Below are 12,922 nucleotides of genomic sequence, written 5' to 3' on the forward strand. Positions count from 1 at the left end.
GTCTTTTTTCGCGGGATAGACGAGGCTTGAACTCGCAACCTCCGGCGTGACAGGCCGGTGCTCTAACCAAAATTGAGCTACCACCCCAGTGGTTTGTTTCGTTCAGTCAGTTTCCTAACCGAACGAGCCAAATATAAAAAGAACGTTCAGCTTTGTCAAGGGATATTGGCGAAAAAAGACGAAAAAATGCAAAAAAAAAAACGAGAGCTAAGATTTCTCTTGACTCTCGTCTTAAATTTTTCGTATCCGGTAGGGAAGTGCAGGACTGGATTGGACGAACCCTGTCTACTGCCTACTTCCTACTGTCTACTCGCCGAAGGCGGCTTACAGGCTGATCAGCCCTTCAGTATCCTTAGACATGGCGTCGTAGAATGCATAGCGGGCGTCAACTTCCTTCTGGAGGTCGTCGGCGAGCTTCTTGGCCACTTCCGGATTGCTACGGGTGAGCTGCTTGTAGCGGTTTTCGGTGTAGATGTATTCTGCGACCGGGATTGTCGGCTTCTTGGAGTCGAGGATAAGCGGAGCCTTTCCTTCGGCGGCGAGAGCCGGATTGTAGCGGAGCAGAGTCCAGTAACCGGAATCCACGGCCATCTTCTGGTGCTGAAGCTGGCTGTTGAGATCGAAACCGTGGTTGATGCAGGGGCAGTAGCAGATGATCAGCGACGGACCATTGTGTGCTTCCGCTTCCTGGAGAACCTTCAGGGCCTGAGCGTCGTTTGCGCCGAGGGCGATACGGCCCACGTAAACGTTCTTGTAGCTCATGGCGATAAGGCCGAGGTCCTTCTTGCCGGCGCGCTTACCGGCGGCGGCGAAGAGGGCGACTGCGCCACGGTTCGTGGCCTTGGAAGCCTGTCCACCGGTGTTGGAGTACACTTCGGTATCGAGGACGCAGATGTTCACGTTTTCGCCCGTGGCCATCACGTGGTCGAGACCACCGTAACCGATGTCGTATGCCCAACCGTCACCACCGAAAATCCACACGGACTTCTTCACGAGGTAATCGGCAAATTCGTCGCGGAGGCTGACGGATGCTTCGTCGGTAGCACCGGCGAGGGCTGCCTTCAGGGCGGCAACGTTTTCACGCTGGGCCTTGATGCCGGCTTCATCGTCCTGCTTCTGGGTCGTGAGCTTTTCCTTGAGTTCGGCAGGAACGTTCACGGCTTCGAGGAGGCTCAAAGCCTGCTTGGCATGCTTCGTGATAGCGAGGCGCATACCGAGACCGAATTCAGCGTTGTCTTCGAACAGGCTGTTGGCCCAAGCGGGACCGCGGCCTTCCTTGTTCTTTGCCCACGGAGTGGTCGGGAGGTTACCGCCGTAAATGGAGGAGCAACCCGTAGCGTTCGCGACAACCATGCGGTCACCGAACAGCTGGCTGACGAGACGCACGTAAGCGGTTTCGCCGCAGCCTGCGCAGGAGCCAGAGAATTCGAACAGAGGTTCGAGGAGCATGGCCTGCTTGACGAGGCTCTTGTTGACCTTGGTGCGGTCGAATTCCGGGAGATCGACGAAGAAGTCCCAGCACTTGCCTTCCTGGACCTTGATGGGTTCCTGCGGCACCATGTTGATGGCCTTCTTGGTCTCGTCGGTCTTGTCCTTACCGATACAGGCCTGCGTACAGACGCCGCAACCCGTACAGTCGTAGCTGGACACGGAAATCGCGAATACCGGCTTTTCGGAACCTTCGAGCTTGAAGCCCTTGGCCGGAGTGTACTTGAAGCCTTCCGGAGCGTTCTTCACTGCGGATTCGTCAACGACCTTCACGCGGATGGCTGCATGCGGGCAGACCATGGCGCACTTGCCGCACTGCACGCAAGCGTCCGGATTCCAACTCGGGATGTTGAGGGCGAGGTCGCGCTTTTCGTACTTGGTGGTACCGGTCGGGAACACGCCGTCGCAAGGCATCTTGGAGACGGGGAGAAGTTCGCCGTTGCCCTTGATGATTTCTGCGGTGACTTCGTTCACGAACTTCGGAGCGTTGCCGTGGATCGGAGCACGGAATTCCTTGGTGCTGGTGACAGTAGCAGGAACCTTGACTTCGAACAGGTTAGCAAGAGAGGCGTCGATAGCGTCCCAGTTCTTCTGGACCACTTCCTGACCCTTCTTGGCGTAGGTCTTTTCGGCGTACTTCTTGATGTACTTGATGGCGGTTTCGGCATCGAGCACGTTACCGAGCTTAGAGAAGAAGCAGGTCTGCATCACGGTGTTGATGCGGCGGCCCATGCCGGTCTTCGCGGCAACGGCGTAGGCGTCGATCACGTACACCTTGAGGTGCTTCTTGATGATGGCTTCCTGCACCGGACGCGGGAAGGTATCCCACACGGTGTCGGCGGAATGCGGGGTATTCACGAGGAAGGTCGCGCCATCCTTCGCGTACTTCAGCATGTTCACGGATTCCAGGTGCGGAGTGTGGTGGCATGCCACGAAGTCGGCTTCGTTTTCGCCAATCAGGTACGGGGCGTCGATGATGCTCTTACCGAAACGGAGGTGAGAGGTGGTCATGGAGCCGGACTTCTTGGAGTCGTAAACGAAGTAGCCCTGGGCGTAGTTGTCGGTTTCGTTACCGATAATCTTGATGGAGTTCTTGTTGGCACCCACGGTACCGTCGGAACCCAGACCGAAGAACATGGCCTGGAAGAAGTCGCTTTCCAGCTTGAAGTTCGGGTCGATGGTGAGGCTCGTGTGGCACACGTCGTCGTTGATACCGACGGTGAAGCGTGCCTTCGGGTCGGCCTTGGCAAGTTCGTCGTAGATGGCCTTGACCATGGCCGGGGTGAATTCCTTGGAGGAAAGACCGTAGCGGCCGCCGATCATCTTCGGCATAGCCATCTTGCCAGCCATCACGGCTTCGCTGATTGCGGTCAGGGCATCCTGGAAGAGCGGTTCGCCAGCGGAACCCGGTTCCTTGCAGCGGTCGAGGACGGCAATCTTCTTGACAGTCTTCGGGAGGGCTGCAACCACGGCTTCCATCGGGAACGGGCGGTACAGGCGGATGTTCACGAGACCGACCTTTTCGCCCTTGGAATTGAGGTACTTGACGGTGTCACCGATGGTGCAGGTCGAAGAACCCATGGAAATAATCACGCGTTCGGCGTCGGGTGCACCGACGTAATCGACAATGTGGTACTGGCGGCCAGTGTAGCTCGCGACCTTGTCCATGTACTTCTGGACAATTTCCGGAACCTTGGCGTAGAACGGGTTCACCGTTTCGCGGCCCTGGAAGTAAACGTCCGGGTTCTGTGCGGTACCGCGCATGGTCGGGCGGTCCGGAGTGAGGCAGCGCTGTCGGCATGCCTTCACGTACTTTTCGTCGATGACGTTACGGATAACGCCGTCTTCGAGAGCTTCGATCTTCATCACTTCGTGAGAGGTACGGAAACCGTCGAAGAAGTGCATAAACGGAACGCGGCTTTCGAGAGTGGAAGCGTGGGCCACGAGAGCGAGGTCCTGGCATTCCTGCACGCAGCTGGAGGCGAGCATGGCAAAGCCGGTCTGGCGGCAGGCCATCACGTCGGAATGGTCACCGAAAATAGAAAGGCCCTGCATGGCAAGGGCACGGGCAGTCACATGGAAGACCGTGGGGGTCAGTTCGCCCGCAATCTTGTACATGTTCGGGATCATCAACAGAAGACCCTGGGAAGCGGTGAAGGTCGTGGTCAAAGCACCGGCCTGGAGCGCTCCGTGAACGGTACCGGCAGCGCCACCTTCGGACTGCATTTCAAACACGCGGGGAACCTGTCCCCAAATATTCTTCTTGCCTGCAGCACTCCAGTTGTCGGCGTGCTCAGCCATAGGACTAGACGGTGTAATCGGGTAGATAGCCGCAACTTCGCTAACAGCAAACGCTACGCTAGCGGTGGCCTCGTTACCATCACACGCAATCATCTTTTTTGCCATGTGTGTCTCCAATTTTTAGGTTTTTTCGAAAAAATCTGATTTAAGTGCACTTTCGGCCCATTTGGAGCCAAAAGCGTAAAATCCAAGATGAAAAATATAAAGATTAAAGGGAATTGAACAAGGATTTTTTGAAAAATTGCGTAAATCTAGGGGTGTTTCTTTATTGTATATTTGCTCCATGCGGCTTTGGCTTACGACATCTCCTGACGATTTTGCTTCGGAATTTGACGATATCGAGCAAATATTTTCGCGCGGGCTTACGCGCCTGATTTTACAGAAACGCGGACGAGGGGGCTCTCCTTACGCCACCGAAAGCGATTACGAACGCTGGCTCATGGCACTCCCGATGGATTGCCGCGACCGCATCTGGGTGCGGGGCACTCCCGATTTGGCGGAGCGCCTGGACGTGCGCGGGTGCGTTGCCGAGGCGGGCTCCTTGCTGGGAGATGTGCCTGAAAGCTGGAAACGCGTGAATACAGTCGCCTTTTGTCGTAGTCTGGACCAGCTGGAAAAGTTGCCGCAGTGGGTGGCCGGGGCGCTTGTCGGGCCGGTATTTCAGCCTCAGTCGGTGTATGAACCGGTAAAAACTCACGGAGTCGAAACGCTTGCAAATAAATTAACGACAATTGCGTCGTCTGATTCCGCTAAAATTCCCCAGATTATCGCGTTCGGCGGCATCGATCACGAAACGCTAGACGAAATCAAAAAACTCCCGGTGCAGGGAGTCTCTGTTCTCGGCGGCATTTGGAATTATGCCGACCCGGTAAACGCTTTTATCAAGCTCAGCAGAGCAATGTGACTAATGTGAAATGTGGAATGTGAAATGACTAATTAACATCACACATCACACATCACACATTACACATCTTTTTTATCGTTGGATATAAACCGCGTTTCTTGGCTTGGCCTTGAGTCTATTGCCCAATAAGTCAAAGTAAACCGGATTACGGTTCAAGCGCATATTAGCGCGGTTGTTGCGTAAATCCTTTGAAATGAAGGTTGTCGTCGTGTCTTCCTTGTACGGTTTGTCCGGATCGTCTACGACTATCTTGATTTTGGCTTGGCTCTTGCAGCCGGTCTCGTTCGTGTAGGTTACGGTGTAGTAACCGCTAAAGTCGCCATCCACATTCTTGAGCGTGTTCTCGCGGGTGGTGGACTTGAATCCGTTCGGGCCTTCCCAATTCCAGATTTTACCGTCCCACGGGTGCGGGCCGAACTGCACCGTAGCGCCCTTCGCGACCTTCAGGTCAAGCGTTTCGTTCCAGCCGCCGTCATTGACTTTGCTGTAGGGGATAATCTTGGTGCCGCTGCACGGGGCAACGACCTTCTTGCCATCGCAAACGCCGATAGAATCAGGCTCCTCGATGACTCTCGGCTCGAAATCCGGAGTGGGGAAGGCCTTCATGAGGGCAGCTGTTTCTGCCGCCGTAATGGGGATGACCGTTCCATGGCGGGGCGTGAATGCGCCCTTCATTTCGGTATTCTGGACGAAAGTGAAATTTTCGAGGTCGGTGCTGCTGGTGAATTGGTAATGTCCGTTCATGTAGCAGTCGTACATCAAAATCCAGGTTCCCTGGTTGATCAGTTTGAAGATGCCAGCCCCTTCCACGGCCTCGGTTGTTTGCTGCAGGCCGTCCTTTTTCCGGTACCAGTTGGCAGGCTTAGTGCCGTTCGCCTTGGTGAGTTCCAGCGCCCTGACCTTGCTGATGCCGCCGTCGCCCTCGTTCTTGTAGAAGGCGTGGTAGTACTTGTCGGCCGGGTTGTAGACAATGTCCATGTCGATGGTGGATTTTCCGCGGCTGAAGTAGAAGATGGGGTCGCTCTCGAGGTCGGTAAAGTCCTCGTTCGCATAGGCAAAGTACACCTGATCGAATTCAATGGTCCCGTCGTTGGTCAAAAGCGAGAAATACACGAGGGGGCGGCCCTTGCTTCCGTCCTTGTTCTCGTGATCGTAGTCCCAGATGGTCTCGGGGGCCCAAACGCGGGTCACGTTCGCGAAGTTCTTGCCCTTGTAGCGGTCCGGGAAATGCACCGTGCTGTGCTTCCAGTTGATGAGGTCCTTGGACTTCATCATGACGATGCCGCGGTTGCTTGCCCAGCCCTCGGCGCTCTTCATGTCGGTATTCACCATGTAGAACCAGCCGTCGGGGCCGCGCATCACGTGCGGGTCGCGGAGTCCCTTCTTGACGCTCACCGTATCGGCGGCCACAACGCGCTTGCCCCCGTTCATCGCCGTATAGTTGAATCCGTCGTTGCTCAGCGCGTAGTAGATGTTCTCGTTGTCGTTTGCCGGGAAATACACGAAAAGATAGTTGGAATACGGTTCGAACCCATGGATTGAGATGGTGAATTCCTTCTTTTCGGTTTGTCCGGAGGCTGATTCAAGGTTCTTCATGGTCGCCGTCAGGGTGACTTCCTTGTTTTCGCCAAGGAGACGGCCCTTGATTTTTCCGTCGTGTCCGAGGAATAGCGTATCGCTGCTTTCCCAGGTGGCAGGGACTCGGGTATACTGCCTGATGGTATCGGGGAGGTTCAAGTCGTTGTAGAGGTCGTTGGCGTTGGAATCGACTTCATAGTAGAAGACTGTTTGCCAAAACGGGGCTATTACGGGTTCTTGTGCAAAAACAGCCCCTGCTAAAGCGATTGCCAGCGGTATAATTTGCTTCATCTCAAAAAATCTCCAAACCTGTAAAAGTATAGGCTAATGACCATCCATAAATATAATTCCACTTTTAGAGGGCGTTTTATCAATTTTAATAAGAATGTTGACTTTTTTTCCATACCCCTTTTGTACATTATATCACATGTTGTAAGGGGGGAAACATATAAAAATGTTGCAAAAGGGCTTTTTCTCAAAAAAAATGGCATATTCCAAGTTGGAATAAGTTGAGTTGGTCTATTTGGACCACTAAACATTATATTAGGGTTATATGGAACGGAAGCGCGCAAAGATTTTGGTAATTGACGACACGAAGACGAATATCGAAGTACTCGAAGGAATTTTATCCGGCGAGTATGACGTTTTTGTTGCCCTGGATGGCAAAAAAGGCCTGTTTTTGACCGAAAAAGTCAAACCGGACCTGATTTTGCTTGACGTGATGATGCCAGAAATGGATGGCTACGAAACGCTCCGCCAGATGAACGAAAAAAAGCTGGTCGAAAATACTCCGGTGCTGTTTTTGACAGCGAAAGCCGATTCCAAGAGCGAGCAGACTGGCCTTGACTTGGGTGCAGTCGATTACATTACCAAACCGTTCCACCCGAATTTGGTGCAATTGCGCATTAAAAATCAGTTGGAATTCAAGCACCAGCGTGACCATTTGCAGGAACTGGTAGAAGAAAAGACCCTGGATTTGCGTAAAACGCTCAAGGTGATGCTGACGAGTCTCGGTGCGCTGGCCGAATACCGCGACCCCGAAACGGGAGCCCACATTAAGCGTACGCAGGTGCTGGTACAGATGCTTGCCGAAACCTTGCGAGACCATCCGCGTTTTAAGGATGCGATTCCGAACAATGAATATATCGATTACTATGCGACGGCAGCTCCGCTACATGATATTGGCAAAGTCGGCATTCCCGACGAAATATTGCGCAAGCCGGCCCGCCTGGACGAAGAAGAATGGGCGGTCATGAGTACGCATGCCCAAAAGGGTTACGATGTGCTGGTGAATGCCACGCGTGAACTCAAGGACCATCCGTTGGTCAAGATTTGTGCCGATATTATTCTGAACCACCATGAGCGCTTTGATGGAGGCGGTTACCCGAACAAGCTCAAGGGGGACGATATTCCCGTGGGTGCGCGTTTGATGTCGGTAGCCGACGTGTACGACGCCCTTGTTTCGAAGCGCCCGTATAAAGAAGCGTTCCCACATGAGGTTGCTGTTAAAGAAATTCTTGGTGGTAGGGGTACTCAGTTTGACCCCGATGTCGTTGACGCCTTTATGTCGCTTGAATCCAAGTTGCCCGAGATTTACGATCATTTTAAGGAAAATCCTTAAAAAGGAGTGGTCTTGTCCCGTAACCCGCTGAACGCCCAACGTCGCCGTTTACGTAACCGCATTTCTATGGTTTACATGCTACCGACATTGCTTGCGGCAGTGGCGATGGTCATTATTTTTTCGCATGCGGTGCGTTCCATGCTGGTGGATTCTGCCGTCGCGAATACGGAAACCGCCCTCCGTGAACGCGTGCAGACCGAAGTCGAAGCCTTTTTGAAGGTGCGTGAAGAAAAGTTCCTGACAACGGTCAAGCGCGTGCAGGGGGTAACGAAAGAAAAATCAATCAGGCCGATTTTGTACAAGCAGACTCAAAGTGCAGACGGCATTGTAGACGTTTATTACGGGACGACTGTCGGCGACTTTATTTCGGGCCGGGGAATCAAGCTTGAAAGCGACCAGACGGAATTTCGTACCAAGAGCTGGTATCTAGAGGCATCGCGCAAAAGGGGACTTGCCTATACGGGGCCGACTATTCGCAAGAACCTCAACCGCCAAGTCATTTCGCTTTCTTACCCCATTTGGGACAACAATCACAAATTCAAGGGAGCCGTCGGCGAAGATATCAATCTTCACAAGGTGAGACTGGCCATGGGTGCGCTTGCCAAGGAAGAAGGCGGCGTTACCATGCTGGTGGGTACCGAAAACGATAACCTCCTCACGTATTTCCCGTACGAAACGAATCGCGGAAAAGTCTTGCAGGACAGTGTCGAAGGCTTGTTGCAACTAGTTTCTGACAAGTTCAATTCGGACACCTTGATGAGTGGGCGAATATTGCGCTTTGAAAAGACAAATGAACACCACCAGCAGTTGATTTTCATGGTGACTCCTTTGGATCAGTTGCCGTTCTATATTATCCACGTGAGTCAGCATAACAAGATTGCTGCCAGTATCGACAACAATGCCTCGACGGTTCTTGGCGTCGTAGCGGTCTTTGTCTTTGCGTTGATCGCGCTTGCGGCCATAGCCTCGCACTTGCTGTTCCGTCGCTATATTCAGCGAGACTTGAATGACAGCGTGAATTCCAGTACGCTTTTCGATACGCTTTTGTGGAAAGGTGACAACTTTACCATCATTTTAACCAACGAAAACTTTGACATTTTGCACGCCAGCGCCTATGTGGTTGATTTCTTGAACAATGGCGAAGACATGAAAGAAGAGAGCCTGTTCAAGTTCTTCCCTTCGGATGCGTTCAATAAGTTCGCGCACCGCGTGGCGATGGGCGGTCAGATGTTGGCTAGCGAACGCAAGACGATTGTGCGGGTACAGAATGCTGCCGGGGAAGTCGCATGGTGGGGCATGTCGTTCCAGGCGCTTGTCGAAGACAATGGAGCAACACGATTCCTGATCATGATCAACGATGAAACGAGCGGAATCCAGAAAGATACGATTTTGGATACGATCATGCTTTCGGGCGATCATTCGATCTTGATTATTTTCGACAAGAACCTGCATATTAAATATATGTCACGCCAACTGGCGGAATTCTTGGGCAAGGAATGGCGCTCGTTTGTCGGAATTTCGATTAATGAACTGAAAGACATGGGCCTCCCGGAATCGATGATTCAGGCCATGATCAAGTCTTACCAGAATGACGAAGTCTGGAAGGATTCCTTGATGCTCAAGCCCGAAAACGGCACCGAAGAAACCTGGTTCCGTGGCGAAGGTTGTACCTTGAAGGTGCAAGAGACTGTTGTGGGCTACATGCTTTCGATGATTGATATTTCGGAAGTGGTGGCTGCCCGCGAAATTGCTGAACAGGCGACCCAGGCGAAGAGTGAATTCTTGGCCAACATGAGCCATGAAATTCGCACGCCGATGAATGCCATTATCGGTATGGCGCACTTGATTTCGGAAACGAACCTGGATAACCACCAGCGAGGATTTGTAGACCGAATCAGCCATGCGGCAAAGTCTTTGCTCGGAATTATCAACAATATTCTAGACTTCTCGAAGATTGAGGCGAAAAAGCAGGATTTGGAAATCACGCAGCTTGTGCTGCAAGATGTGATTGGCGAAGTGGCGGCTCTTGCCGAGGTGCGTATTGCTGGCCGTCCGATAGAATTGATTGTGGATGTGGACCCGGATATTCCTGAAATCTTGATGGGTGACCCGCTCAGGCTTTCGCAGATTTTCACGAACCTGATTAACAATGCGACCAAGTTTACCGAAAAGGGCGACATTACCCTGAGTGTCAAGCTTTTGCAGCAGGCGAACAATATGGTCAAGCTGTATATCTGTGTCAAGGATACGGGTATCGGTATGACGCCGGAACAGCTCTCGCGCCTGTTCAGCGCCTTTACGCAGGCTGACGGTTCTACCACGCGCAAGTACGGCGGCACGGGTCTCGGGCTTGTGATTTCAAAGTCGTTGGTGGAACTCATGGGCGGGCAACTCCAGGTTTCGAGCGTGGCGGGCGAAGGTTCGCAATTCTTCTTTACGATTACGCTCCCGATTGCACCGCAGGCGGGCGAGGAGCCCAAGTGGAAAAACGAAGATCGCTTTACCAATAAGAATGTGCTTTTGGTAGATGACTGCGCGAATCTACGCGTTATTTTAAGACATTACCTGAACAAGTTGCGTTGCGTGGTCGAGGAAGCGAGTTCCGTAGACGAAGCTCTGGATTTGATTCAGGCGCATGAAGAAGCGGGCGAGGCTCCGTACGATTTGTTCCTGGTTGATTACGGCATGCCGATTTTGAATGGCTTTGACTTTGTGCATGGCTTGACCGAAAACATGAAGTCGATTCCGAAGGTGTTGATGCACCCGATTCATTTCGACGAAAACGAACTGAATACGGCCAAGAGTCTGGGCTTTAACAGCAACGTGTCTAAGCCGCTCCAGATTAGCACGCTCCTGAGCGCCCTGCAAGAAGCGTTCGGTTACCCGCTGACCTACAAGAAGGTCGAAAAGAAGGAAAAGGGCAAGATTTACTTTAAAGAAGCCAAAATCCTGCTGGTCGAAGATAACCAGATGAACCAGGAATTGGCGGTGTCGCTCCTGAATAGCGTCGGCCTTACCGCGATGATTGCAAATAACGGTAAAGAAGCGCTGGACATGCTCAAGAAAGACGCTTTCGACATGGTGCTCATGGATATCCAGATGCCGATTATGGATGGCCTTACCGCCACTAGGGAAATCCGTGCCCGCGAAGATGAATACTTCAAGAAGGTGCCGATTCTGGCCATGAGCGCCCGCGCCTTCCAGAAAGATACAGAGGAATGCCTAGATGCCGGCATGAACGCACACATTGTAAAGCCGATTGATCCGACGGTCTTGTACGAGGAAATGGCGAAATTTTTGCCGGTGGCCGCCGAGACGCCACACGCAAGCAACGGACATGATTCTGATTTGTCGCAAGACGACAAGAATTTCATCTTGTATTTCCAGAAAGTGCGTGACTTTGATGCTGAAATGGGACTTTACCATGCCAACAATAACCGCAACATGTTCCTCAAGATTTTGCAGGGATTTGTGCGCGACTATGGTGGAAAATCTTTCAACTTGCGCTCGCTTATCGAAGAATTCCATTACGAGGAAGCGACCCGCATTGTGCATACCATCAAGGGCCTTTGCGGAACGATTGGGGCTACCCATGTGCAGAATCTAGCGGCCTCGCTCGAAGCAGAACTTGAACAGAAACAGTGTAATTTTGGCAATTACAATGTGTTCGAAGAAAAACTGCATGCGCTAATCGAAGATTTGCAGATTGTGCTTACCGACATTGCCTCGGAACAAAATACGACGGTGCAAAAGTCGCATGACCCCGAAGCTGCGCAAAAGCTTTCGGCTGCGGTCAAGGCGTTAAAGGATGCTGTGGATACATGTTCTTCGACCCAGTGCAAGCGTATTCTGGATGGAATTGAAAATATTGCGTTTGAGCCGAACCAGGAAGTTTTGCTTCATAAGTTGAAGGAATTGCTGGACGATTATGACTTTAGCGAAGCGTCCGAAATCCTGGAATCTCTCGAAAAGACTTTAGCTTAAAACGTCATTGCGAGACTCGCAGAGTCGAAGCAATCTTTAATTGCCAAGTTTAGAAAAGCATTGCCGCGATAAACGCGAGTGCTACAATCACTGCCGCCGCGATGGCGAACGGGTTCGCCTTTTTCTTCTTTTCGCCGAATTCGTCCGTCCCGAATTCATTTTCTAAAATTTCATCGTAATCAGGCGTTTCGAGGTCGGTAAATTCTGCGCCGTCTTTCCAGCCGGTATTGGCGTCGCTTCCGCAATGCGGGCAGAATGTGGCGTTGTCTTTGAGTTCGGAATGGCAGTGAGGGCAGAGCATGGAGATGTGTGATGTGGGGTGTGAAATGTGGGGTGTGGGCTATGGGGTCGGGCCTGCGGCCCTTTGGGGTATGGGGTGTGAGATGTGTAATGTGGAGTGTGTAATGAATTTGTGGTGAAGTGTCATCCTGAGCTATACGAAACTAAGAACTTTAGTTCTCAAGTTGAGTTATCCTCTTTGGGGAGAGTGTAACGGAGTCTCTTTGGTCACTTGGGCTTCAGCCCTTAGTGATCCATGATCCCCCTTGCGGGGAGAAGGATCCAGGATTTATTTGCTGAACTTATAACGGCCGAGGAGGTCGAAGTAGCGGGCCTTGGGGGAGATTTTGACGGGCTTGACTGTTTTGTGGAGGGTGGTTGTGTTTTGTTTTACATTTATAAAATAGGTTTCAGTATAATTATCCCCTTTAGATTGTATTATAGAGAATCCATTTTCGCCGGGCTTGTATAAAAAAGTAGATAGAAGATTATTTTCTTCATCGTATAGTTCACATTTATAATTATCATCTAGATCCGCAACATAGAATCTTTCTTCTGTTCTTGAAGAATCAGTATTATAGTTTACAGTTCTTGAATCAATAAGAGAATCGTTTCTGAAAAACATTTCCAATAGTTCTGAATAAGAAGAATTTTTTAGTTCTTCACTTAAATTGTCAGCTACCCATTTTTAGGACTGGTTTAAAGTATACAAAATCACCCTGTTCTCATCAACCGATACTCCATTGGAGCGAGGTTGTTTAAGGAGT

General features: G+C 51.5%; 6 protein-coding genes and 1 tRNA gene. 3 read left to right on the forward strand and 4 right to left on the reverse strand.

The genetic code is table 11. The annotated features are described in order from the left end of the window. Positions 1 to 11: 11 nt before the first annotated feature. Positions 12 to 87 (reverse strand) — tRNA-Asp (locus tag BUC02_RS11730). A 237-nt stretch (positions 88 to 324) separates the two neighbouring features. Beyond that, positions 325 to 3,894 carry a pyruvate:ferredoxin (flavodoxin) oxidoreductase gene (gene nifJ, locus BUC02_RS11735; RefSeq protein WP_073322799.1) on the reverse strand — a complete coding sequence of 1,190 codons (3,570 nt, stop codon included), beginning with the start codon at positions 3,892 to 3,894 and terminating at the stop codon, positions 325 to 327. A 178-nt stretch (positions 3,895 to 4,072) separates the two neighbouring features. Here nifJ and BUC02_RS11740 point away from each other — a divergent pair, with 178 nt between their 5' ends. Continuing rightward, positions 4,073 to 4,693 (forward strand): thiamine phosphate synthase, encoded by a 621-nt coding sequence (locus BUC02_RS11740; protein WP_073322801.1) that lies wholly within the window; start codon positions 4,073 to 4,075, stop codon positions 4,691 to 4,693. Positions 4,694 to 4,765: 72 nt separating this feature from the next. Here BUC02_RS11740 and BUC02_RS11745 read toward each other — a convergent pair whose 3' ends face one another. Beyond that, positions 4,766 to 6,562 (reverse strand): glycoside hydrolase family 43 protein, encoded by a 1,797-nt coding sequence (locus BUC02_RS11745; protein WP_073322803.1) that lies wholly within the window; start codon positions 6,560 to 6,562, stop codon positions 4,766 to 4,768. 262 nt (positions 6,563 to 6,824) lie between these two features. On the opposite strand from BUC02_RS11745, the gene BUC02_RS11755 reads away from it, so the two are divergent. Beyond that, positions 6,825 to 7,892: an HD-GYP domain-containing protein gene (locus tag BUC02_RS11755; RefSeq protein ID WP_073322806.1), complete on the forward strand. Its 1,068-nt coding sequence runs from the start codon at positions 6,825 to 6,827 to the stop codon at positions 7,890 to 7,892. A 12-nt stretch (positions 7,893 to 7,904) separates the two neighbouring features. Continuing rightward, a complete protein-coding gene (locus BUC02_RS11760; RefSeq protein WP_073322808.1) occupies positions 7,905 to 11,876 on the forward strand; it encodes a response regulator in 3,972 nt (1,323 codons plus the stop codon). Between the two features lie 49 nt (positions 11,877 to 11,925). Here BUC02_RS11760 and BUC02_RS11765 read toward each other — a convergent pair whose 3' ends face one another. Beyond that, a complete protein-coding gene (locus tag BUC02_RS11765) occupies positions 11,926 to 12,177 on the reverse strand; it encodes a zinc ribbon domain-containing protein (RefSeq protein ID WP_073322810.1) in 252 nt (83 codons plus the stop codon). Positions 12,178 to 12,922 lie beyond the last annotated feature (745 nt).

Source organism: Fibrobacter sp. UWOV1 (assembly GCF_900142495.1).
Taxonomy (GTDB): Bacteria; Fibrobacterota; Fibrobacteria; order Fibrobacterales; family Fibrobacteraceae; genus Fibrobacter.